Below are 25,144 nucleotides of genomic sequence, written 5' to 3'. Positions count from 1 at the left end.
CACTCACTTTGACACCCTGTAACGGGGGTGAGACGACGACGGTTCACGCGCGGGCTTCGCAGCTTCAAGCTTGCGGCCACCTGCGGCTTGCGCCGTTACTCCGAGGTGAGTTCACTCTTCTCCGTTAACCGGCTCGCACCTTGCGCCGGCTCTCTGCAATAACGGTCACACGAATTAATACTCCTCTTCATCGCACTGCTATGCTTCCTGATTGTAAATCAGTAATATTCACCACATTATATACAAAAGAACCCTATCCAGTCAATGATTTGCCTGTTACACCCCGGGCAACGCTTACGAAATGAACTGTGAGATTAAATGAAGTGGAAAAAGGAATCCTAATTTGCGAATTCCACCGATTTTTTGGTGATTAGATGGAAAAAGTAGACCTAATTCTCTCCATTTCCATCCATTCAGTGATTTTATAAGGAATTAAGTGGAGTTTTTCCAACTAACCATCCGGGGGGAGGTTACCCAGCGGAATGAAATGGAGAAATTCCACCTCAGTTATTTATTCCTGAAATTTTGAAGGCAAGGGTTTAAAAAAATCCGCAAGCGATTGCCCTGCTGTTACACCGGCTTACGCCGGATATAATAGGTGATAAAATGCTGGATCACTACTTTTCCGGCCGCAAAAACAGGCACAGCCAGGATCAGCCCGATCATCCCGGCCAATTCTCCGCCCACCAGCAGCGCGAAAATAATCATCAGCGGATGCAGATGCAGTGTACGGCCCACCACCTGCGGCGAAATGACATTGCTCTCCAGCATTTGGCAAAGGGTGTTCACCACTGCTACCAGCAGCACAAGACGCAGCGACAGCGTTGAAGCCATCACGATTGCCGGCGCCGCACCCAGGAACGGGCCCATATAAGGAACGATGTTGAACACGGCTACCACACAGGCGAACAGCAGAGCATAAGGCATGCCGATAATCGCATAGCCGATATAGGCCAGCACCCCGATGATGACACAGACGAGGAACTGTCCGCGTATATAGTTGCCGAGCGCATCATCAATATCTTTTAACAGCTTAACCATTGACTTGCGCCGTGAGCGGGGCAGACAGGAGACAATCGCCCGTTCGAACACATCGAAATCCTTAAGAATATAGAACACAAGAAAAGGCACGATGAATGCGTTGAACAATACGCCTATCGTCGATCCGATATTATCGAGAAAGTGGGAAATGCCTTCGGCCAAACGATTTTCCATCTGATAAAACCAGTTGTTCATGCCAAGCTCCACACCGGGCGGGATCAGCCTTGAATTCATATTCCGCATAAGGCCCTGCGCATGCAGTGTCATTTCCGGCAAATGCTCATTCAGTTCCTCAAGCTGTTCGATGAACATGGGAATGAGGTTGATGGCAATCACCGCAATCGAAGTCAGGAATACGGCATAGATCAGGAGCACTGCAACGCTGCGCGGCATTTTGCGGCCGGCCAGCATACTGACTACAGGGTTCAGAACATATGAGATGATCATGGCTGCCAGAAACGGCGCAAGAATCTCCTTCAGAAACACGAAGATCCCCTGCAGCATCGGGCGAAGCAGCCATACGAAATATAAAATGATCAGGGCAAGCAGCACTCCGATCATCCAGCGGAACCATTTACTTTGGGACCATTGCTCCATGTTATCCCTCCCGATTAAATGCAGCCCCGAACAAGCCATGCAATATCAGTATGTGTGGGAGAAAGGTGAAATAACCTTTTTCCGAACAAAAAATTGGTTTTTTGTTATCCCGGTTCAGAAGTTGGTATGGTGGACGGAATCGGAGTTGAATAAAATCATAATGTAAAACGCTTCCATTTCGAGGAGGGATACTTTTTTATGAAAAGGTTGAAAAAATTTTGCGGTGCAGGTCTAACTTTGCTGCTTGCCGGATTGCTGGCGGGAGCTCCGTCTGTTTCGGCAGCCACCGTTTTTTATGAGCCGCTAACCTACTTCAATTCCGCAACCTGGCAAAAAGCCGACGGCTATTCCAATGGAGGTATGTTTAACTGCACCTGGCGCGCAAACAATATTTCGTTTACAAGCGGCGGGCAGCTTCGCCTTGCACTGACCAGCTCCAGCTACAATAAGTTTGACGGTGCAGAGTATCGGTCTACAAACAAATATGGCTATGGGAAATATGAGGTCAGCATGATGCCGGCTAAGAACAGCGGAATCGTCTCCTCCTTTTTCACCTATACCGGACCCTCCGACGGGACCCCCTGGGATGAAATTGATATCGAGTTTCTGGGTAAAGATACCACCAAGGTCCAGTTCAATTATTACACGAACGGCGTTGGCGGCCATGAGAAGATCGTGGATCTTGGATTTGACGCTTCCCAAGGATATCATACGTACGCCTTCGACTGGCAGTCAGGCTACATTAAATGGTATGTGGATGGCGTCTTGAAGCATACGGCAACAAGCAATATACCATCCCAGCCCGGGAAAATCATGATGAATCTCTGGAACGGAACCGGTGTAGACTCCTGGCTCGGTTCATATAACGGAGCCAATCCGCTGTACGCTTATTATGATTGGTTGAAATATACAAGCAACTAAAAGCTAAAGTCAGACCCCGGCGGCTGCACAGATGGTACCCTCCGGGGTCCTTTTTTTTTCTATAAGCCATCCCGTATCTTCAGAATTTGTTATTCGGATTGACACATTGGTATGGCGGCCTAAGCCGGCATTCAGTACGATAATAGCAAGACAATATCACAGGAGGAACAGCATTGAATCGCAGCAGGTTAATCAAAGTGTCCGCAGCGGTAGCAGCTCTGTCGGCCGCAGTATGGGGCATATGGGCCTTCGCTTCAGTATCCAAGTCCGACGCTGGAGTCGTAAAGGACAATTTCTCAGAGTTCAACACAAAACTATGGAAGAAAACGGACGGCTATTCCAACGGAGACATGTTCAACTGCACCTGGCGGGAGGACAACATCTCATTCGCAGGTGACGACCTCATGACCCTGTCACTTACTAGTCCGTCTCCCGGCGAGTTCGACGGTGCAGAATACCGTTCGCTGGAGAAGTACGGCTATGGCAAATATGAAATTAAGATGAAGCCAGCTGCCAATCCCGGTGTGGTCTCTTCCTTTTTCACTTACACCGGTCCCTCGGAAGGGGAGCCTTGGGATGAAATTGACATTGAATTTTTGGGCAAGAATACGCGGCAGGTGCAGTTTAATTACTTCACTGACGGCGTAGGAAAGCACGAACAGGTGATTGACCTCGACTTTGACGCCTCACAGGAATTTCACTGGTACGGCTTCGACTGGAAGAAGGATTCTATTACCTGGTACATCGACGGACGACCCGTTCACACGGCCACCGAGAACATTCCCTCTACTCCAGGCCGCATTATGATGAATCTCTGGAACGGGATAGGCGTGGATTCCTGGCTGGAGCCGTTTGACGGCAAAGTCCCGCTTCACGCCTACTATGACCAGTTCCGCTATACTCCGGATCAATCGTCGGGCAAGTAAGAAGCTCCGGCGCTGCTTTCGACAAGAAACCGCCTTGATCAAGGCGGTTTCTTGTCCCTGCGGCACTCATCGGCGGCTGCGGTCCCAGGCATTGACCTCCGAGGTTTCAGTTAACCCCCCGTAGGCTTTCCATTTGTCGACGAATTTGTCAAATTCCCCGATGCCGCTGTCCGCGAAGATGATTTTTTGAAAGCTTTTTTGTTCCAGCTTCTTCAGCAGCTCACCGTCGCTCTTCATCGTCGCAGTTGGCGGTCCCGTGAACTGATCCTTGCGGGAAGCCTCCTTCTGGCCGAGCAGCACGGGGGTAATATCCTTCGGAATTTCCTTGACGACCTTGGAGGGAATTCTCGCTCCATCGAAGGTTAGCGTGTAGGAAGCGACCCGGATGCCGCCCAGCGGCAAAGCGGAAGGCTTAATGGTCGGCTTGCTGCCGACCATCGTCCAATCATACCCCTCTGCAAGGCCATTGGCGAATTCGCCGGTCGAGGTAGCGTAATAATCAAACAAATAGTTCTGATAAGTAAAAAAGATTTCAGGATGCTTCATTTTCTTGTTGATCAGAATAGCGCCGTTGACAGGCAAGGTCCCTCTTCTCATGGCGATGCCGTCAGGGCCGTAAGGTATGGCAACGGCCTTGACGCGCGCCCGCGGGTTTGCGTCGGTCAGGATTGACAAGGGCCAGCCACGCATCCAGTACGGACCTGCAATGATGCCGGCCTTGCCGGAGACGAACAGATTGGCGGCACCCTCTTCATCAAGCCACGCACTGTCGGTGGACAAGTATCCTTGCTGCACCCAATGCTTCATGAGCGCGACAGCCTTCCGGGCGTCTGGCTGCACAGACCCGTATTCAAGTGTTCCGTCACTTCGGCGGTTCCATTGCTCAGGAACCGTACCGAACGCGCCAAAAATCCAACTGCTGTCTCCCATCCAGGTATTGGGTCCGTTGCGGAAACCAACCGAAAGGCCGAATGTGTCCTTAAGACCATTGCCGTCCGGGTCCCGGTTGGCAAAAGCATCCATGACCTTTTCCAGTTCGTCCAGAGTCCGCGGCACGGCCAGATGCAGCTTGTCCAGCCAATCCTGACGAATCCAGAGCAGCGGATCAGAGTTATAATCGTAATCCATGATCGGAATTGCATACTTATGCCCATCCCGCACAAAGGAGTCCCATGCCGAAGGGTCCTCGGCCACAGCCTCCTTCCACACTTTGGAAGCATATTGTTCGAATAACCCGCCGACCTCCATGAATTGCCCGGAGTCGATCAGTTCCTGGATGATAACGGTATCCCGTGTTGTTACGACATCGGGCATATTGCCTTTGGCCAGTTCAAGCCTCAGCTTGTTGGCATAGTTCTCGGAGGTACCGGAGATGGTCCAAAGATAACGGATGCGGATGCCAAGCCGTTTCTCGGCCCAGGCTGTATGCACGTTATTTTCAAGGCTCTCGCCTTTTTTGAAGGTCAGATTTGGGTTCACAGAGCCTACGGTATACAGATCTACAGGAGGATTATACTTTCCTGCCTTGATATCGAAATGTGGCGCAGTGCTCTCCATGGAGGCTGCCGGGAGACTTTCACCTGAGCTGTGAAACGCGCAGCCCGACAACATCAAGAGCAGCAAGATCAGCGATAATCGGATTTTCATGGAACCACCTGCTTTTCGTAATGTTCTGGGGAGTCGAACAAATTGTATCATATCTACTTCAGCATCGTGTGATACACTTCTGTTAGTACAGCGAAGTCTTTGAAAAGGATGATCTTATGACCTGGCGCCCGAACCTATTTATTAAAATGGTTGCGATTCTTCTATCCCTTATTTCAGTCACGCTCTTATTCTATGGATTATCCTACCGCAAGGATATCGGGGTCATAACGAGTCAGATCAAAACGACCGATTTGAATCATCTTGAGTTCCTGACCCAGCAGATGGACAACAATATCAACCAATTAGCAGGCAGCATGTATGCCCTTCAGAGAGATCCCACCATCCGCGACTATGAGCAGATCCGGCAACTCGGCCATCTCATTGATCCCGCCCAGACCATCATGACCGTGCTGGAGAAGCTTTCCCTTCAGACCAGCTCCAGCACGTGGGAGAACCGGATCGTCCTGTACAAGCCGCACAGCGGCGAGACTCTGGGCTCAGATTCCTCTCTTTCCTTCGATTCCTCCGTACTGGACAAGCCTTTGCCTTCCGGCTGGGAGTATATTTCGGAGGACAAGGGCAGCGCTGAAGCGGGCTTCCGCCTGCTGCTGTCGGACCCTGTCGAGAGAAGAACTGCTCCCCGCGAGGCGAGACTGATGATGTCGATGTATTTTCCTGTATCCAATATTGAACGGATGTTTGATGCCTACCAATCGCAAAACAAGGGCGACACCTTCCTGTACCATCCGTCATTCGGGGTGATTCTTTCTCGCAATACAGACCGGGAATTGGCGAAGCAGATCGTTGCAACACTGGCTCATTCGACAAATCAGGGGAGTTCGGAAATCTTCAGCCTCAAGGAAGGCAGCTTTCTCGTCAGCTCCGTCCCATCCTCGGCCATTAATTGGCAGGTTGTGCATTATTCGCCGCTAAAGCAGATACTTCAGCCGATTCGAAGCAGCCGTTATACCTTCCTGACGGGCTCGGCCATACTTTTGGCCATGAGCCTGCTGTTCTCGCTTCAGCTCTACCGCCAAGTGCAGCGTCCGGTAAGCCTCTTGCTGCGTTCCCTCAACAGAATGAAGGAAGGGCGCTGGTCTACCCGTATTCATACCAAGACCAATCCTGAATTCACGATGCTTAACGAAGAGTTCAACGAGATGGCGGAAAAGATTCAATCGCTGATCGAGCAGGTCTATCTGGAACAGCTACGAGCCAAGGACGCTCACCTGAAGCAGCTTCAATCACAGATCAATCCGCACTTTCTCTACAATTGCCTGTTCTTCATCAAGAGCAAGGCTGTAGTCGGCGACACGGATTCAGTGGAAGCGATGGCACTTAATCTTGGCGAGTATTACCGCTATATCACCAAAGTCGACCATTCCCTCACAACGCTTCAGGATGAGCTGAAGCTGCTGGAGAATTACCTGGAGATTCAGAATTTGAGAAAACAGCGCATCCGCTACGAGATGGATATTGCCGATGATTTGCTGGGCCTGCAAATTCCCCGGCTGCTGATTCAACCCTTAGTTGAGAACAGCATCATCCATGGCATTGAGAAAAAAATCGGCCAGGGCTTCATCCGGATCACCGCCAGCCAGACGAATGAGGTGGTCACCGTCACCGTTGAGGACAACGGAGCCGGCATGACCCCTGAAGCGATTTCCTCTCTGCATGCCAGAATATCCGAATCGACGCGTGAGGACGGAGGCTGCGGGCTATGGAATATCCAGCAGCGTCTTAAGTCTCATTATGATGATTCATCCGGCCTTTTGATCGCCCCTTCGCCTGACGGCGGTCTAAAAATCACTCTCCGTATGGAGAAGAAAGAGGAAAACAATGCATCAAATTCTACTGGTTGACGACGAGCCTTACGTCGTCGATGATCTATCCATCTCGATTCCTTGGGCGGAAATGGGGTTCGAACAGGTTCATAAAGCCTACTCCGGGTACGAGGCGCTGGAGCTGCTTCAGCGCTATCCTATCGACATTGTAGTGACTGACATCAACATGCCGGAAATCTCGGGCATTGAGCTGATCGCGTCCATCCGCAGCCGCTGGAAGCATATCCGGGTTGTTATGCTGACCGGTTATGCCGAGTTTGAATACGCCCGCAAGGCGATAGAAGAGCAAGCCAGCGCCTATCTCCTAAAGCCAATTGCAAATGACCAGTTGATCGCCGTCATCGTTAAGCTCCAGGAAGAGCTGCGCAAAGAGTGGGAGACATGGTCCTCCTATCAACGGACCATGCAGACCTTCCGCGAGCATCTCCCTCTCCTGCGGGACCGCCTGCTCAGCGAGTTGCTCCAGGGGCGGAAGTTGTCCGGGGCGCAGCTGCAAGAACGGCTGACTCAGTTCGATCTGCCGCTGCGGACCGATCTGCCGGTATGCCTCGCAGTCGTCAGACCGGAGGAGTTCTTCCGGCGCCAGGACATGCGCAGCATGCTGCTGTTCGAATACGCGATCATCAATATCGCACAGGAGCTGTTCCAGGACCTCTTCCGCATATGGTCCTGCAAGGATGTGCATGATTATCTCGTATTTCTGCTGCAGCCCAGGGATGACATTGAATCCGGCGGCAATCCGGCAGATGATGTCGCCCAGGCGGCCTATCAGCTGCAGAACCATGTCAGCATGCTGATTGGAGGCGGCCTCTCCGTTGTGACTACAGGCTGGGGAAGCTTCCCCGACCAGGTCTACCCTCTCTATCAATCCGCCATTTCGGCCATTCGCCAGCATATCGGCAGCGAAACAGGTATCTATCTGGATGTAACGGATAACAGCGGCTCCCAGCCTGTGGAGATTCTCCAGCCGCTCTATGAGCCTCCGCTGCTCTTTCATATGTTCGAAGCGAACAACTGGCAGGGTATCGAAGACAAGCTGAATGCCATCGTTTCGGAGCTGGTCCGAAATCCGGACCACTCGCTGGAGCATATCCATGAAGCCCGTCTGCATCTGGAGACGGCATTCTATTATTTCGCCCACAAGAACAACACAATGCTGAGCGAGATAGTCGGCAATCCGCTGCTGGAGCAGGCTCCCTTCCAGACGCCGGACAAACTGCGGGAATGGGCGCTTGAGGTAATCGTTCTGCTGAAAGAGCATTTTGAATCGGAACGCCGGGACAGCCGGACCGTCCTGATTCGGAACGTGCATGAATATATTAACAGCAATCTGCACTATGTCTCACTCCAGGCCATCGCCGATCATGTTCAGATGCACCCGGTCTATTTGTCCAAAATGTACAAGCTGGAGACAGGTAAGCGAATCAGCGACTATATCAGCCAGGTAAAGATGGAAAAAGCGGCGTATCTGCTAATCCATACGCCGCTGAAAATTTATGAAGTGTCCGCTGAGCTGGGCTACTCCAACGCCCATTATTTTATTAAGCTGTTCAAGGAATACGCCGGCATGACCCCGCAGGAGTTCCGCGATCGGTCATTGTAACGGCCTTAACCTTAGAATCGCAGCTCCACCTCATGGACGAGACCGTCATCTATAGCCGGTACAAGCCCTTCCTCAAGCGCCCGGCCATCCAGAGTCAGACTGGCAACACCGTCTCGGATCCGGCAGAAGCCCTCAGGTTTCCTGATCTGGATACAATACGAAGAGCCGCCGAGCTTCAGGGTGTAGGAGAACTCCGTTTGCTCTTCCCTCAGGATCGGATTGAGCGCAATGCCTTGCGCTGTATATTCAATGCCCAGCGCTTCCATCAGCGAGAGGGTGAGCCAGGTCGAGGTGCCGCTGAGCATCGGACCGATGTTCTCACCGGTCTCGCTGTTGTTGTATTGGGTGCAGAATCGCGGATTCCCGCAGATTGCGAACGGATCTTCCATAGTCTTAAACGGCATGATCCGGTCCAGCAGCCAGTAGCCGAAGCGGCCCAACTCGGCGGCAAGCTTCACATCCGACACTTCCTTGGCTCCCTTGAACATAGCTGCAGCTGCCATCATGCAGGCATGCTTGAACACGCCGCCGTTCTCCCGGTCCCCCGGAAAGTATTCGTCCGAAGCTGTGTGGGAGGACACCCGTCCCAGTGCAACAGGCGAGACCAGCTTCAGCCCGAAAGGAGTCATGAGATGCGACTTCATAGTGTCCAGCATCACAGCGATCTGCGCTTCGTCCGCACAGCCGGACAGGATACTCCAACTGAAGGAGTTCAGGAAGTAAGAACCATCAGCGGCCGGATCTGAAGACAGACCGTCCCCGGCGGCTCCCAAATATGTGTATTCGTCGTTCGCATACCGGTTGAACAGTACGCGCGCGAAGAAGTTGTCCTTCCAGGCATGATATTGAATACGTCCCCGCAGTTCTGCTCCGAAGCGGTCCAGTTCCGCGGCATAGTCCTGCTCTCCCTTCCGGTCAGCCAGTACGGACAATTCATCCACCGCCACCTTCAGCAGGAAAGCATTCATGACGCTCTCGGAATAATCGCTGTCCAGCGGACCGCCGAAGACTCCGCCTGCTTGCAGCTGCTTCCGGTAGCGTTCTTCCTTGGCGGGGCCGTTCAGATAAGTATCGTCGAGCTTTAGGCAGTCGTTCCAGTCTGCATAATCCAACAATGGAAGGCCGTGGCGGCCGACTGAAATCCGCCCGGAGTATACTATGATCGCCTTCAATGTCTCGAAGACCGGACGGCTGGCCTCTTGTCCCGCCACCGGGCAAGACTCGTCTAGGAATTCGATATCGCCTGTGAGCATTACATAACGATAGACGGCTTGAACAAGCCATAACGCATCGTCGGACCATTTGCCCGGCTCCTTGCCGACCCAGAAGAAATTGTGATAAGCATAGCCCAGCTCGAACACCATACTTGTCCATTCCTTCAGCAGGCTCTTCACCAGACCGCTTCTTCCCATTCCGACGAAATAGTACATCGAGGCGTACAAATCCTGGATTTCGCGGAAACCAATTTCTCTGTAGCCCTTCTGTGTCTGGCAAAAGGAACGGGAGACAAACGTTTGGTAGAGCACTTGAAACGGCAGGTTACGGTTGACAAACACATCGAAGTTCCCGTCACCGGAGGAAACCTGCAGGAACTTGCCATACTCGCGCACGAAGCCGGACGATTCCGCCAGTGCCGATTCTGCCGCGCTGCGGTCAGAGAAACGGGCGACCAGCGCCCCCACCTCATCCGCCAGCACCGTGTCGTTCCAAGTTGCGCCGCTCTTGTCGGAGACAAGTCCGGTCAATTGATCAACCGTTGCCGCACTTCCTGCAGGGATATGAACCTCACCTGCTACAGCGAAGAAACCTGGTCCCTTGCGGTGCAGAATGCTGCTCAGTTTGAGCGCCCCGGACGGACGGTGCAGCGAGCCTGTACCAACAAATTCATTGTAGCTGACACAGTATTCGCGCGGCAGCACCGCTCCGCCCTCCCCATGAACGATCATCGTGTGGAAGCGCAGATCGTGCTTACCGCCTTCCGGATAATAATCGGGACTGATAGCCGCCACGGCTCCCGTAGAATCCTGAAGCACACCGCCCTGCATGATGACATTGCTGTACAGTACATCCTCGAACAGTGCGCCCGGAGCGGCGGAACCGAACATCCCGGTATAGACAATCCGGAGACGGCGGTCACCTTTTCCGTGGTTCGCAATCTCTATCCGCTGCATTTCGGTAGCCAGAGGCATACCTTCGGAGTGCGGCAGGATAAAGATCGTGCGGATGATTTCCAGACCGCAGCGGGTACGGTAGCTTATGACCGTTGCATTCTGCGAATGCCTGCAGACTGCTGATTCAATTCCTTCATCTCCGGGATCTGCGGAATAGAAAATCTGCTTCCCGTCCTCAAACAGATAAAACTGCCGGTTGGCCGGGAAGCCGTTCTCTTCCTGACGCATATCCCAGCGGGTCGCCAGCACCTGGGTTGCCGCGTGCGAGCGGAAGCTGCCGCCGCCGAACCGGTCAACCACGCTCTTCGGCGTGGTCTGAAGCGGATGGGGGAACCGGAGACGGTTACCCAGCAACAGATTGACCGCAAAATGCGGACCCGGTACAGGTGAACGCAGGTCGATTACATGCTCTCCCTCGGCGTTAAGCGAACCGGCCCAGCCTGTTGCGGCTTGCAGCTGCGCCAGCGCCTCCCTTGCGGTGGCCTCCGGTATTTCAATGCTCTCCTCCTGACTTCCGGCATGCCGGATATACAAGGACAGCTCAGTGCCTTCTCCGCTTACAACGAACAGAGCGGAGGCTCTGGCTTCAGCCGGCAGCAGCGCAGCCAAGGCTGGCTGCTTCAACAGCTCCTGAATAGCAGGCAGCCTAAACGGCAACCCTGCTATTCCGATAGCCCCTTGGCGTTGCGAATCGGTAAAAAGGGCGCTAATATGTGTTCCGGTTCCAATCCGGTCAGCAAACGCTTGTCGCAGGATGTCTTCGGCCGATGCCGTCGTTCCTCTTGCAGTAGCAAATTTCAACATAAATGTTGCTTCCACCTTTCCAGGCAGACTGCGGATCAGCCCTTAACGGCTCCCGCGGTCATACCGCTAATAAAGTATTTCTGCGTCATGAAGAATATCACCATAACCGGAACTGTTACAACAGTGGACGCCGCCATCAGCAGGTCATAGCGGGTGTTGTACTGGCCGACAAACAGGCGGATACCAACCGGAATCGTCTGTACATCCGAACTGGTTGTAAGTACCCAGGCGAAGAGAAGCTCATCCCACGCGGTAAGAAAGATAAAGATGCCAGTCGCAATAATGCCGGGCAGAGACAGCGGCAGAATGATTTTGTAAAAAGCCTGGAATTTCGAACAGCCGTCGATCGTAGCCGACTCCTCCAGATCTCTCGGGATGGAGACAAAGAAACCGCGCATAATCCAGATACTGATCGGGGTATAGAACGCCGTGTAGACGAGAATCATTCCCCAGTACGTATTAATCATCGGCAAACCGAATGTATTTCTGATCCACAGGAACATCAGATAAATCGGGAACAGGAACATAATTCCTGGAATAAGCTGAGTGGATATAATACTCATACTGAACAGCTTCGATCCGGGAAAATCAAACCGGGCCAGCGCATATCCGGCAAGCACGGCAAAGGAACCGGCAAGCACGGTTGTCGCGCCGCAAATCAGCAAGCTGTTACGGAAATAAATAGCAAAATTAACTGTATCCCACATGTTGATGTAATTGACCCACTGCGGCTTCGGCAAGCTGAAGGTAGTAATGCCGTTCAAAATTTGATCATTCGAGTGCAGAGAGGTAAAGATCATCCACAGAATCGGGAATATCGTTACTACAACAATGAACCATGTCAGTGAAGTCAGCAGAAATGAAGTGGCAGAACGTTTTCGGTGTGTACTCATTGGGCATTCAACTCCGATCTAAAGGCTCGGTACCAAACACCGACAACCATCAGCATTACGAACATCAGCATCATTGAAGCGGCAGAACCGGAACCAAACGCCCAGTAGCCGAAGGATTGGCGGGTCAAGGCCGTCATCAGCAGGTCTCCCCACTCTCCCGGATATCCGGCACCATTACCGAACATCGTGGAAACGATATTGTAGGAGTATACATTGTTAATAATTTGGAATAAAAGCTGTACCGCAATAATCGGTTTGAGTAATGGCAGTGTCATATTCCAAAACTGGCGGAACTTACTGGCCCCGTCAATCGTTGCCGCCTCATAGATATCTTCAGGAATGGTCTGCAAGCCAGCCAGGAAAATGACCATTAGGAACGGCCAGCCGCGCCAGATGGTTGGGATAATGATCGCCCAGATGGTATTCGGTCCAAGCAGCCAGAAAGGCTTGTCATGGAAGAGATGCAGAACATCAACCAGAAAATAGTTGATGATACCATTTTGCTGCCACATGAAGCCCCAGAGCACACCGACAACATAAGACGGGATAACCCATGGAAGCAGCATGGCTGTACGGGCAATGCCGCGGCCGGGAAAATCACGATTCAGCAGCATGGCCATCATTAGCCCCATAAACATTACACCAATAGTTACAAGGACCGCATAAATTGCGGTATTGCGTATTGCGAAATTCAAACCCGAACGAACCGGATTATCGGAGTTGAACAGCAGTCCGGAATAATTATCCAGCCCAACAAAAGGCGCCTTTAAATATTTGACCAGTGTAAACTGGTTCAGCTTCAAAAATGACATCCAGATGCCCTGAAGCATCGGAAGCAAGTGTACTAACATCATGAAGATGATGGTCGGCACCATCAGCATGTAAGCGAACTTGTTCTCTCTGACCCGCTTGCGCCACAGACCACGCTTGCTGGAAGGGGCTTTCGCGGAAAGATTTTTTTCAGTATGGAGTCCCATCTGCTATCCCTCACTTTGTTAATGGAAGAAGCCGCCGTACCCTATCGCGCGGCGGCCTCCCAAAATTCTAGTAGTTATTGATTAATAATTGCTTTAACATCAGCCGCTGCGGAATCCAGCTCTTGCTTGATGCTATCTTTGCTATACGTACCCTTCACACCGGCAACGATGTCCCACACGTTGGCAAAGTGCTTTTGCAGCGCTGTTTCTGTAGGTCCCCATTGCGGAATGGACGGGTAAGTTCTTCCGTATTTCGTTGCTTCCGAGAATGCTTTCATATTAGCATCAAGATCCGGCGAATTCAGAAGAGACACTCTGGCCGGGAGCTGGCCGGATACACCTGCATAAGCCTTCTCCGCTTCATCCGAGGTCAGGTATTTAATAACATCCCATGTGGCTTCTTTGTTTTTGGAGCCGCTGAACACTGTCAGCTCACTGCCGCCAACAAAGGTGGCTTGTCCGCCAGGACCAGCTGGAAGTGGAGCCACAGCGAAGTTTTTCGCTGCCTTCTTGTCATCCATGCCGCCGTTTGCTTTTGGTGTAGCAAAGTTTTTGGCGAGCCACGGTCCAGTGATAATCACTGCCGACTTGCCATCGCCGAAGTCACCCTCGATCTGCGACGAGTTCTTTTCGAGCGAGGCTTTATCAACAAGACCTTCATGCGCGAGTCCTGTGTAGTACATAACGCCTTCAAGACCTTTTTCATTGTTGAAAATTACATCTTTGTTATCTTGGGCGAGAACGTCGCCGCCTGCAGCCCAGATCCATGGGAAAATATTATGCACTACGTTCCAGTCGTTCTTGCCCGGAAGTCCCAGTGCTGCGATCTTCTTGCCGTCAACTGTTTGTCCGTTGACCGCTTTCAGCGCGTTTTTGAAGGAATCCCAATCCTTGAATGCTGTTTCAGGATTTACCCCGGCTTGCTTAAATACATCGGTCCGGTAGTAAATCGCACGCGCGTCCACGAACCACGGTACTCCATATACCTCACTGTCGCCCGCGATGGAGGTTGTTTTCCAGATAGCTGGCAGGAAGGCTTCTGCGCCGCCCACATCGGCAACTTTGTCAGTCACCTTGTCAATACCGCCCATGCTGGCAATTGCCGGTACCCAGGTGCTTCCCAACTGAAGCAAATCCGGGCCTTCGCCGCTTGTAGCTGCCGTTGTGATCTTGGTCCAGGCAGAACCCCAGTCAAGCACCGTTACTTTGACTTTGACGTTTGGATGCTCTTTCAGGTAGGGATCAAGGGTCTTCAGGAAATCCGCATCAGGTTTCGGGCTGTTCGGCATTACCCAGGCATTCAGTGTAACCGGTTCCGTGCTTGGGGCATCAGAAGCTGCAGGAGCCGTAGTCGCGCTGGAATCCCCTTTCTTTTCTCCGTTGTTAGCAGAACTGGATGAATTGTTATTGCCTCCACATCCGCTGACGACTAATGAAAATGCCATGAGCAGCGCACTAATTGAAACTGCTGTCTTTTTCACAATAAATCTCCCCCATTATCTTATGAAGATCTCGGAGAACGGTTGCCCGTCCTCCATGTCTTGATTATAAAAGCGATTGGTGCCGGTCTAAATACCAAATCCCAAGCCTAGATAACAAATTATAAAGCTTATCTCAAGGTGCAGTTACCGTTCCGTTATTCGTCAACATAATATCATCGACATCTACCGCAAGATGACCTGTGCCTCCATCCGCAATATTCCCCAGTTCGAAAGAAATACGGCCGATGGATGTGCTTCCTCCGGTAACGTCGAATTCCAGGGTATACTCGGCATAATCCGTACCAAGATCAACGATTTTGTTCGCATATCCGTGCCAGGTGTAATTGTTCGCGACATCCAGCCAGCCGATGCTGATATTCATTTTGCGTGGTGCTCCTGCCTTGGCTTTAAAAGTGAGCGTATAATGATTGCCCTCGTTGTAGGCTACTCCCTCGTAATAGACCTGCCGGTCCCAGCTGTTCGTTCCTGTGGAACCGACCTGCATCCGCAGCGCCCCATTCACATTGTCAATAGACAATTCACCGCTGTCGGATGAATAGGAGCTCCAGCCCTGGAGCGGAGCTGAGAAATCTCCGTTCGGGATCAGATTCTCTCCGTACGCTTCTCCGGCGATCACCGGATTTACCTGAAGGAGGGAAATGTTGCTCAGCGTAACAGTATGTGCTTCTAGGGCCTCCGATACCTTGCCGAGACTGAACTGAAGCAGGGCGGCGGCATCGCTCTCCGAAGCGGTGAAATAGTATTCGAAGTGTCCGCCGGCTTCGCTCAGGCTCGCCGTCTGATTCGTATATGCGGTCCAGTTGTTGTCCGAAGAACCGTCATGCTGAACCAGTACCCGAATCAACCGGGCTATAGAAGCTTCCGCATCAAAGCGAAGCAGGTACTTCTTACCCTTCTCCACAGGAATTGCGCCTTGCTTAACCTGTACATTCCAGTCCTCGTCGCCGCTGCCGCCAAGGGCAACCTGCAACGCTCCATTCTTAGCAGTCATTGCAGTATTCTTCACCGGATCATTGTCTATCCAGTCCTTCTTGAACAACGTCCAGCCTTCGGTTGAATCATTCTTGATGCTTCCGTTCAGCACCAGCTCGCGGGAAAGATCCAGCCAGGCCAGATTATAGCCGCTGCCGCCGAGATGGAAATAATAGGTTCCAGCGGGCAATTCAAGCGGCGCCCCGATGACTGCGCGATAAGACTGAAGTCCTCCCGTATCCCCGACTGTGGTGCTGTAGACGGCTCCCGTTACCACACTGTGCTTGCTGGCATCCAGAACGGACAGTTCCAGTTCGGAATCCGCCCGTACACTGGACACCCGGGCCACCGGAACAATGCTTGCCGCCTGAGGAAGAACCACTTTATACTCCGCGTAATCGCCCTTGTCGATATCGGTGACATCCTTGCCTCCCTCGCCGCTCGGGGTCAGGCTGATTCCCGATGCGCTCCAATACTGATCGCCACGAAGATGCAGGTAACCGCCGCTTAATGCTGGCGGATCGGCCTTACGGACCAGACGCACGTTGTCGATCTCGGTCTTTCCGGCAGACTGGCCAAGTAGAAACGACAGATCACCTTCAGAGCCGGACGCGCCGGTCAGCGCTATTTCCGCTGTATAGCTCTTCCACTGCGGTGTCAGAGTAAATGTTGTTCCGTCAGGATAGAGTGTGTCTCCCCCTCCGGTGTTAAGATTGATTCCGATTGGCTGCGCCTCATCCGATCTGGCATCGAATGCCAGCTGATAGGTCCCTCCTGCAGACATAGGTATGCCTGTCTGGGTGAGCGTCACATCCTCCGGCGACACGCCGGTAGTCTGAACTTCAGATGCGAACTCCCGCTTCATAAGCGGCAGCTCCAGTATATTGGTTACCTTGGCTTCAGCCACTACCCCCGAGTTCGGCTTAACCGCAAATGTCCAATAGCCCAGCCGCCCTTCTCCCTGATCGAACCCTCCATTGTAAATCAGGTTTCCGTCTGCAAGCGGGGTGCGAACCACCGGCAGAGGCTCCGTCTCCACAACCCGGACGTTTGCGAAATATGCTGTAATGTCGTTCAGACCCAGATTGAACTCGAACCGGACATTGTTGTCGGTAGCCTGGTCCATGTTAAAGGTGTATTCGAACGATTGCCAGTCCGGGGTTAGCTGGAAATTCCGTTCCTTGGAATATGCCGTCCAGCCGCCGCCGAATTCGGTAAGCTTACTCATCAGCGGACGGGCAGCATCCGCTTTGGCATCGAATGTTACCTTATAGGCTTTACCTTTCTCCAGCATAAGCGGCATCTGGGTCAGCTGAATGGAATAATTTTTGGTTCCCGCATCTTTGACAGCAACCTTCACCGCCTTGCCCTTATCCTTATCATCAATGACGGAAGCTGTAGCCGCACCACCCGCATTCTCGATCAACTCCCAATATTTAGGAATTCCGTTAGCTGCTGCAGCACCGGTGAAATCACCGTTGTAAATCTGGTTCCCGTCCGGAAGCGCAGGACGCTGCGGAACAGAGAGCTCAGGCTTCGTTGGACGATGTCCCGTTACGTCTGGCCACTGATCCAGCTTCTTGTACTTGTAGACCCGGACATAATCGACATACATTTTGTCCGAATGGAAGTCAGCCGCCGGATCGCCCGGCCAATCGCCGCCAACCGCCAGATTGAGAATCATATAGAACGGACGGTCAAATGGCGCAGGGTACGTATAGTAATCCGGCTGGCCGGCAGCCTTGGTTCCCCAATCGCTCGTTTCGAAATACATTTTATCGTCCACGTAATACCGGATCAGTCCCGGCAGCCATTCAAGCGTGAAGTCATGATAATCGTCAGCGAATGTCTGGCCCTTCGGCAGAACGTAGGTCTTGGACTGGGACGCATGCGGAATGTCGTAATGAATCGAACCATGAACGGTTCTCGGATACAGATCAGCCTTCTCCGGATCACCTGCCACTGGCCCCGTCAATTCCATGATGTCCATCTCGCCGCTTCCCGGCCAAGGTCCGTACTGCTTCTCATCATCGGTTGGCATCATCCAGATAGCCGGCCACATTCCCTGTTGTATCGGCAGCTTGGCACGGACCGTGAATTTCCCATAAGTCCAGTCGCCCTTCATCTTGGAGGTCAGCTTGGCAGAGGTATACTCTTTGCCGCCGTAAGCTTCCTTCTTCGCTTCCAGTGCCAGGACGCTCTTCCCGCTCTCCTTCTCCAGTGAGGCGTTGTCCGGATGGTAATATTCCAGTTCGTTGTTGTATACAGTCCCTGTATCTTGAATATTCCATTTGGTCTTGTCAATGGATTGGCCATCGAATTCATCATTCCAGACCAGTTCCCATTGGTTGTCCTCTGATGGCGGAGTTGGTGTCGCTGTGGCACTCGGGGTTGGCGTGGCGCTGGCCGTCGCTGCCGGTGTCGGCGTTGGTGTCACTGGCGCCGGTGTCGGTGTCGCTGGTGCCGGTGTCGCTCCACCCCCAGTTCCGCCGCTCGCCGCAGTGCTAGCCGTAGCACTGGCCTGCGGTGAGGAAGCACTGCCGGACAAGTCCTTAAGCGTCTCTCCGGTTTTGAGCGTTGTACCGTTGAGAAGCACATTGTCTGCCTTTGTCTCAAGCAAGCCAATTTGCCCCTGGTTCACGATCTGTGATCCGGCAGCAGCAGCGCCGACAATCAGTGCATCCACTTTTGAGCCGGGCCCAATCTCTACTTTGGCCGGTTGGGTCAATTCAATCCGGGCCGCCGTACTTCCATCTCCAAGGACGATCCGTGTAGGCGCCTTGGAGGAGTCTACGATGCCCTGCCCCAAGGAGGCTTTGTGAAAAATAACGGAATTGCCGCTCCCTGCTGAGATACGGGTCTTACCCTTCACCTGGATTCCGGTGAACGATATTTCTCCCCCTCCCGTTCCGGGAGTCACATAAAGATTTCCGTTGAGCGCCCCGCCTTCGATTCGCACATTCGCCCGGTTGACAATAACGTTCCCGGACACATCCCCAATCGTATAAGTTCCTTCCGCCGGACTGATCCACCCGATCATCCGGCCGAGCAGCGCCGCTAGCTCGGCCCGGGTCATCGTTGCCTGCGGATTCAGTTTTCCTGCCGAATCGCCGCGGATATAGCCAGCTTCAAGCATCGCGCTCACAGCTTCCCGGGCATAGCCGCTGACCACCGTGGCGTCTGCTTGCCCGTTCAGTGCGGTCTGGGAGGCAGTGCCAAGCCCGAAAGCCCGGGCTAGCATCGTTATCGCTTCCTGCCGCTGAACTGAAGCTCCCGGCTGAAACCGGCCATCTGCGTAGCCTTCGATAATGCCCGCTGCTCGGACCCCCGCAACATCTTTTCCGTACCAGGAAGAAGCGCTTACATCACTGAAAGAAGCAGTACCTGGGTTGGTATAACGGAATACCCGGCCCAGTATGACCGCCATCTCCGCACGGGAGACCGCTCGTCCCGGTCCGAATCCACCCTGCCCGTCTCCTTGCAAAATTCCTGCCGCTGCCAGCCTGTCCGCTGACGCCCCGGCCCAATGCTGATTCATATCGGCAAACTTTACCGTTCCGGCTGTGCCAGCGCTGCTTGCGCTTGCGGCTGATCCGGGAAGTCCCTCCGGCCCCGCTGCTCTTGCCAGTCCCGTGTTTCCCGGAAGCTGAAGCCCTGACAGCAGCAGAACTGCAACCAGAAGCTTGGATATTCCTCTGCGGTACATCTAAACATTCCCCCTTATGTAGATCCATGTAGAATCCCGGCGTTGTCTCCGGTCGATTTCAGTATAGAGTCCGTCCGCTGCAGGTAACATACCAATTCCTTAGCGTGTATAACAAAGATGCAACTTTCGCACAAAAGCAAAAAGCCCAATCCTCGGGGCGGCTGCAACAGCCGCCCGAGGATTGGGCGCGGGGAATCTATCTAACTCTTGTGGAGCATGAACCGGTCAAAGGATCAAGAGGATGCATGAATCTGAGGGAAATCCTGGGCAATCTCTTCCCCGGAGAACAAATCATCAAGCGAGCTGAGTGTGCCGTCTTCTTCAACCTGATAGACCGACATTTTCTCACCGTTGACTGTCAGTTCGATGAAACAACCCCAGCAATAGAACTGGTGGGAACCGATCTTGCCGATATCCTTGGAGCCACAGTTTGGACACTTCATATAATACATTCCACCTATCCGTTAACAATATTAATGGCTTTTTGAAGCCGTTCTTCGCTCATCGCGGGAACCAGTACCGAATTCTCCCCAATGGACATTCCTTCAGAACAAGGCAGCCATTTGCGGCCCTCGATCAAATCAGTTACAAGCCCGTCACTGATTTCCAGCGCTACTATTGTGTTTCCCAACTTCTGGTCAAAATAAACATCGGATACTCGTCCCAGAATTGTTCCGGATGTAGTCAGCACCTGCAGATCCTTCAGTTTGGTCTTTCCCAGAAGAAAAGTATAGGGTATATGGTCAGTGTCGGTCTTCATAATCGACTCTTTACTGTGGATCATGACAGCATCCTCGCCATAAGCGGCAATGTCATCCCATGCCACAACTTTCACGTGACTAGAAAAAAATGCTTTACTTTCCAGTTCAATACCCGTAACATGCCAGTTTGAATCCAGTACAATATCGGCGATTTTGCCAATTTCATTACCTTCTTCAACCTCATATACAGCGAGGCCAATCATATCTTGAAGTTTCATGGCTGCTATTTCCCTTCACCTTGAGTGTGCTTACGAGTTCCCTCGGAGCCAGAAGAACTCTCTCTCGTTGAAACGGATACAAGGTAGTAGTAACGCCTAGTCTTTTTTACGCAGCCGTTTCAGAATGGTTTCAACTTTTTGGGCCACATACTCCATTTCTTCATTAGTATTACCCAATCCCGTGCTAAAGCGAATCGCCGAGTTCAAAAGTTCGCCCGGCAGCTTCATCGCCTCCAGCACATGCGAAACCTCCAGAGAACCTGAGGTGCAGGCTGAACCGCTGGCGGCGGCGATTCCTTCCATATCAAGATTCATCAGCAGCACATCGGTTGGGGCTCCAGGAAAGCTGAGATTCAGAATCCCCGGCAAAAAATACTGCTCATCCCCGTTGATAACATAGCCCTCCCGGCCGATCCGGCGGTCCAGCTCCTGCAGCAGTGTTTCCCGCAGCATTAGCGCCTTATCCCGGCGCTGCTGCAGTTCTCTCACCGCAAGCTCCACCGCCTTGGCAAAACCAGCAGCGCCGGCAAGACTCTCGGTGCCTGCCCTTCTGCCGCGCTCCTGCACTCCGCCGTGCTGCCTTGGAGACAGCGGCGCGCCGCGCCGGACGTACAGACCGCCGATCCCCTGCGGCCCATTGATCTTGTGGGCGGTAAAGCTCATATAGTCCACTGGAAGCTCGCGGAGTGTAACCGGCAGCATGCCCAGAACCTGTACTGCATCGACATGGAACAAAACGCCCCGCTCAGCAGCCAATCTGCCAATCTCTTCTATAGGTTCCACAGTTCCTACTTCATTATTCGCGAACATCACGCTGATAAGCACCGTATCCTCCTGCAAGGCAGCTTCCACATCGGCAGCATTCACTCGCCCCGTAGAATCCACCGGAAGATAGGTTACCGTGAAGCCCATCTTCTCCAGCTCTTCACAGGTATGCAGCACCGCATGGTGCTCAACAGCCGTGGTAATGATATGTTTGCCTTTGTGGGCGGATGCGGCGGCCGCGCCGAACAGCGCCAGATTGTCGCTCTCCGTACCTCCGCTTGTGAACACCCATTCCTCAGGCGCACAGCCCAAAAAGCCCGCGATGGTATCGCGCGCGCCATTGATTATTCTTTTGGCGGAACGTCCGTATGTGTGCACGCTGGACGCGTTGCCATATTGCTCTAGCAGCATATTGTACATAACCTTAGCCACCTCCGGATGAACCGGGGTTGAGGCGGCGTGGTCCAAGTAGATCGGTTTCATAACGATGTTCTCCGCTTCTCGATAATCAGAATTTCCTTACAGGACTACTCGATTATACTGCTGAATGTGTTCTTTTACCACCTGTCAATAAACACAATATTGTAACATTTCCAGGCCGCAAGTAGCAGATATATTCAGCTTGCGCTCAGCTTCCTCCCCGATATAGTAACGTGGACTTTCGGATAGGGACAGGGCAACAGAGTTTGAGAGGAGACCCGAAATGTCTTTATCCATTAATAATTACTATAATAAGAGCTATTATGATCCCACCAACACAAGCACGGGTACCTCTTCAGCCAATTCCTACTCCACGGATGGAGATAAGAGTGCGACCGGTACGGATTCAACCGATTTCAGCAAAATTGCCAAGCTGTTTTCTCAATTGAATGGGTCCAAAGAAGATTCAGAGGATTACTACACCGGCACCTATTCGCCGGCTACGATGCGTGTGGCGAAGGCAGCTTTATCGGGTGATGAGCTGAACTCGCTGCTGGCGCAAATCCAAACGGATACAAGCAGTTATGGTCTATCCCCGGTTAACGGGGATGAGCTGACGTCGATATTGCAGACCTTGCAATCCGTTCCATCGCCGTTTGGCTCAGCGAATGCTGACTCAGCGGGTACAGGGCAAGATTCAGACGGTATCCCTGTGATGCTGCAGGCTATGGGGGGATTCCCTCCGCCTTTTGCCTGGGGGCTGAACAACATGAACAGCTCTGAGCGTACAGACAGTACAGATGACGCAGGCAGAATCGGCAGATCAACCGCGATGGAAGCCGGGCTGACCTCAGAGGATATGAAGTCCGTACTGACCCGGTTGCAGAGCCGCCTGAGTTTTGCCGGAAACAGGGAAGAAACCTCTGCAGACACGGATAATCCGCTAGCTGCGGTGAAGGCGATGCTGTCTAGAGCGGATTTCTCCACAGCAACTGACAGCGAACTGTCCAGCCTGTTCAGCAATGTCCTGCAGACGTTGGCATAAAAGAAAATAACCCCTGCACCCTACCCGATAAGTCCACACCTGATTTTGCATGAATTAAAGAACCAATCGCGCGGAAAGCAGCTCCTCGGAAATGACCTCGATTCCATTTAGCCGAAGCAGCGCAGCCGTTACGCCCTCGCCGGGAATTTTCTGTCCGGAAAATTCTCCGTTATAGATCATGGAGCTGCCGCAGGAAGGGCTGTTTTCCTTGAGGACTACAGTCGTTGCCGCATATTGGCGTGCTTTTTCCAGCGTTTCATAAGCTCCCTTTATATACATTTCAGTTACATCCGTCCCCAGACGGTTCACCACTTTCGCGGTCCCTTGAAGCACAGCCGCACCGTCCCCGCCAATAATTTCTGCTGGTTCTCTTGGGGTGGAGAAACCGCCCAGCAGCTCGGGGCATACCGCAACCGCCTGATGGCTGTCCAGCAGCTTTTGAATGGTCTCATCCAGACAAGCCGTGCCGTTATATCTTACTTTCATGCCTGCCAGGCAGGAGCTTACCATAATCACCGGGAATCCCTCCTTCGCTATAACCCGTTTCTTCATTTATAATTGATATTATAGCATTCAAAGATACGGGAGGCGCGTCAGGATGTGCGGGAGATATACCATTATGGTAAGTATGGAAGAATTGATGCTGCATTATTTTATCCAGGATACCTCTCTTGTCCATTATGCTCCTAAGTACAATGTGGCCCCGATGCAGCATATACCGGCAGTTATTCATGACGGCAGACAAAATCGGCTTGGAGAGCTCCGGTGGGGGCTGGTTCCTTCTTGGTCGAAGGAAGACAAGAACGGCAGTAGAATGATCAACGCACGTAGCGAGTCGCTTCAGGACAAAGCAGCCTTCAAGAGTCTTATCCGCTCACGCCGCTGCGTCATTCCTGCGGATGGCTTCTACGACTGGAAGCAGCAGGACGGCGGCAAGCAGCCGATGCGGATTACGCTGAAGAGCGGGGAGCTTTTTTCCATGGCCGGGCTGTACGATATTTGGGTGGATGCCAGCGGAAACAAGCTCAGCACCTGCACGATCATCACCACAGAGGCCAACAGCCTGATGGCGGATATCCATGACCGCATGCCGGTCATTCTCAGCCGCGAAGCGGAATCACAGTGGCTTGACCGCAATAATCAGGAGGAGCCGGAGCTGATGAAGCTGCTGGTTCCCTACAACGCCGAGCTGATGCGGGCATACCCTGTTTCTGCGGCGGTCGGTAACGTACGCAATGACTATAAGGAATTGGTTGATGAAGTTTCCACTCCTATACCTTTCAAGCTCTATTGATCAGGAATACTCTATAATATGTTCCTCATTACTAGAAGAAGGTGGGATTAAGCCATGAACTTTCGTAGAAAAGCAAAATTGCTTCAGGGAAAAACCGTACAGGTTACAACAACTGGTAGTACTTTTATCGGAACTCTTTCGTCGGTTGGTACGGACTTTCTTATCCTAAGCTCCATCATCAGAGGACGCAGAAGAAGACTCATCATCCGGTTGGCTGAGATTATTCTGCTCTCAAGATTGTTACGCTAGAAGATATCTGGTACTGAAAGATAGGGGATCTACTCTGAGGCTAGCGTCTAAAGGCGCTGGCTTTCATTTTGTTCAAGTTTGCTATAAACCTAGATTACACCACCTGTATAGCAGGTTTTTTTGTTCAAAGCCGCATGGGAATTTTTGAGAAGGCCGTGAGTTCATTCTGCAAGAGTAGCCGCGCGATTATCCAAAACAGATATTCTTTCAGCTTCACCAGCATCATTAAACCTGACTGAAACATGGTAAATCTTTGTTCTGTCTTCTGATTTAACTGTCATTTCGGACAAATATTTTTTACTTTCCGAGTCATATATGTAATCTAAATTTTCCTTTGTCTCTATTGCATTGTCGTTTCCGTAAATTTTTTTCAGGTCATCTTTGTTCATGTTAATCTCGGCACCTTGTAAAGTCTTGAAGATACCTCTTGATTCCTCGCTCAATAAGATAGCAACAACGGAGTTATCTCTGTACATAATAGCCACACCGTTTTTATAAAACATCATACTCTTTAATTTGCTTTCTTCACTTTCTCCAAGAACCTTCTCGACATTCGCGCGACTCATACCATAACGTACAATTTCCTTCTCATTGTCTACCTTAACAATAGCAAGATCATCAGCAGTAAGCCCGTTTTTCGATGAACTGCAAGCAGTTAACAATACCAAAAACAACAAAGCAATAACACTCCGACGCATCATTATCCCCCTGCACATTTTTTCTAAAGTTTACCATGGGCAGATAGAAGAAAAAAGCCCTGCCAACCGAAAATCAGCGGGGTACTGTGG

18 protein-coding genes and 1 other annotated feature (1 of these 19 cut by a window edge) are annotated in these 25,144 nt (G+C 52.0%); of the genes, 6 read left to right on the top strand and 12 right to left on the bottom strand.

Going from position 1 to position 25,144, the window contains the following annotated elements:
• Positions 1-200: a binding site (T-box leader), on the bottom strand; it reaches 66 nt to the left of the window's first position.
• 370 nt (positions 201-570) lie between these two features.
• Positions 571-1,638 (bottom strand): AI-2E family transporter, encoded by a 1,068-nt coding sequence (locus tag AC0LWN_RS11320; RefSeq protein WP_458963778.1) that lies wholly within the window; start codon positions 1,636-1,638, stop codon positions 571-573.
• A gap of 198 nt (positions 1,639-1,836) precedes the next feature.
• Between AC0LWN_RS11320 and bglS (AC0LWN_RS11315) the strand changes: the two genes are divergently transcribed.
• Together bglS (AC0LWN_RS11315) and bglS (AC0LWN_RS11310) are read left to right on the top strand one after the other, a co-directional pair.
• Positions 1,837-2,559, top strand: a complete 723-nt coding sequence (bglS, locus tag AC0LWN_RS11315; RefSeq protein WP_474665248.1) for a beta-glucanase — start codon at positions 1,837-1,839, stop codon at positions 2,557-2,559.
• 218 nt (positions 2,560-2,777) lie between these two features.
• Positions 2,778-3,485, top strand: coding sequence for a beta-glucanase (bglS, locus tag AC0LWN_RS11310; protein WP_474665498.1), 708 nt, complete (start codon positions 2,778-2,780; stop codon positions 3,483-3,485).
• Between the two features lie 66 nt (positions 3,486-3,551).
• Here the strand turns inward: bglS (AC0LWN_RS11310) and AC0LWN_RS11305 are convergent, their stop codons facing one another.
• A complete protein-coding gene (locus AC0LWN_RS11305) occupies positions 3,552-5,132 on the bottom strand; it encodes an extracellular solute-binding protein (RefSeq protein WP_474665246.1) in 1,581 nt (526 codons plus the stop codon).
• A 116-nt stretch (positions 5,133-5,248) separates the two neighbouring features.
• Between AC0LWN_RS11305 and AC0LWN_RS11300 the strand changes: the two genes are divergently transcribed.
• Positions 5,249-6,994, top strand: a complete 1,746-nt coding sequence (locus AC0LWN_RS11300) for a sensor histidine kinase (protein ID WP_474665244.1) — start codon at positions 5,249-5,251, stop codon at positions 6,992-6,994.
• Positions 6,972-8,579, top strand: coding sequence for a response regulator (locus AC0LWN_RS11295; RefSeq protein ID WP_474665242.1), 1,608 nt, complete (start codon positions 6,972-6,974; stop codon positions 8,577-8,579). The genes AC0LWN_RS11300 and AC0LWN_RS11295 overlap by 23 nt, the downstream gene beginning before the upstream one ends.
• A gap of 11 nt (positions 8,580-8,590) precedes the next feature.
• Here AC0LWN_RS11295 and AC0LWN_RS11290 read toward each other — a convergent pair whose 3' ends face one another.
• The 8 genes from AC0LWN_RS11290 to AC0LWN_RS11255 form a co-directional block, all read right to left on the bottom strand.
• Positions 8,591-11,554 (bottom strand): GH36-type glycosyl hydrolase domain-containing protein, encoded by a 2,964-nt coding sequence (locus tag AC0LWN_RS11290; RefSeq protein ID WP_474665240.1) that lies wholly within the window; start codon positions 11,552-11,554, stop codon positions 8,591-8,593.
• Positions 11,555-11,589: 35 nt separating this feature from the next.
• Entirely contained in the window at positions 11,590-12,447 is an 858-nt protein-coding gene (locus AC0LWN_RS11285) for a carbohydrate ABC transporter permease (RefSeq protein WP_474665238.1), read from the bottom strand.
• Positions 12,444-13,424: a carbohydrate ABC transporter permease gene (locus AC0LWN_RS11280; RefSeq protein WP_474665236.1), complete on the bottom strand. Its 981-nt coding sequence runs from the start codon at positions 13,422-13,424 to the stop codon at positions 12,444-12,446. Before AC0LWN_RS11280 ends, AC0LWN_RS11285 begins: the two co-directional genes overlap by 4 nt.
• A 74-nt stretch (positions 13,425-13,498) precedes the next feature.
• Positions 13,499-14,905 carry a sugar ABC transporter substrate-binding protein gene (locus tag AC0LWN_RS11275; protein ID WP_474665234.1) on the bottom strand — a complete coding sequence of 469 codons (1,407 nt, stop codon included), beginning with the start codon at positions 14,903-14,905 and terminating at the stop codon, positions 13,499-13,501.
• Between the two features lie 133 nt (positions 14,906-15,038).
• Positions 15,039-19,604, bottom strand: a complete 4,566-nt coding sequence (locus tag AC0LWN_RS11270; RefSeq protein WP_474665232.1) for a carbohydrate binding domain-containing protein — start codon at positions 19,602-19,604, stop codon at positions 15,039-15,041.
• Positions 19,605-19,837: 233 nt separating this feature from the next.
• Positions 19,838-20,047, bottom strand: coding sequence for a hypothetical protein (locus AC0LWN_RS11265; protein WP_019909142.1), 210 nt, complete (start codon positions 20,045-20,047; stop codon positions 19,838-19,840).
• Between the two features lie 14 nt (positions 20,048-20,061).
• On the bottom strand, positions 20,062-20,583 hold the full coding sequence (locus AC0LWN_RS11260) for a PRC-barrel domain-containing protein (RefSeq protein ID WP_474665229.1): 522 nt from the start codon (positions 20,581-20,583) through the stop codon (positions 20,062-20,064).
• A 96-nt stretch (positions 20,584-20,679) separates the two neighbouring features.
• A complete protein-coding gene (locus AC0LWN_RS11255) occupies positions 20,680-21,831 on the bottom strand; it encodes a cysteine desulfurase family protein (RefSeq protein ID WP_474665227.1) in 1,152 nt (383 codons plus the stop codon).
• Between the two features lie 220 nt (positions 21,832-22,051).
• Between AC0LWN_RS11255 and AC0LWN_RS11250 the strand changes: the two genes are divergently transcribed.
• Positions 22,052-22,813, top strand: coding sequence for a hypothetical protein (locus tag AC0LWN_RS11250; RefSeq protein WP_474665225.1), 762 nt, complete (start codon positions 22,052-22,054; stop codon positions 22,811-22,813).
• A 54-nt stretch (positions 22,814-22,867) separates the two neighbouring features.
• Here the strand turns inward: AC0LWN_RS11250 and AC0LWN_RS11245 are convergent, their stop codons facing one another.
• Entirely contained in the window at positions 22,868-23,329 is a 462-nt protein-coding gene (locus AC0LWN_RS11245; RefSeq protein ID WP_474665223.1) for a 2-thiouracil desulfurase family protein, read from the bottom strand.
• Positions 23,330-23,411: 82 nt separating this feature from the next.
• Between AC0LWN_RS11245 and AC0LWN_RS11240 the strand changes: the two genes are divergently transcribed.
• Positions 23,412-24,107: an SOS response-associated peptidase gene (locus tag AC0LWN_RS11240; protein ID WP_474665221.1), complete on the top strand. Its 696-nt coding sequence runs from the start codon at positions 23,412-23,414 to the stop codon at positions 24,105-24,107.
• A 410-nt stretch (positions 24,108-24,517) separates the two neighbouring features.
• Here AC0LWN_RS11240 and AC0LWN_RS11235 read toward each other — a convergent pair whose 3' ends face one another.
• Positions 24,518-25,054, bottom strand: a complete 537-nt coding sequence (locus tag AC0LWN_RS11235) for a hypothetical protein (RefSeq protein ID WP_474665219.1) — start codon at positions 25,052-25,054, stop codon at positions 24,518-24,520.
• Positions 25,055-25,144: the final 90 nt, after the last annotated feature.

It is taken from the genome of Paenibacillus sp. sgz302115 (assembly GCF_056120445.1).
This window is presented reverse-complemented; position numbering and strand designations above follow the sequence as displayed.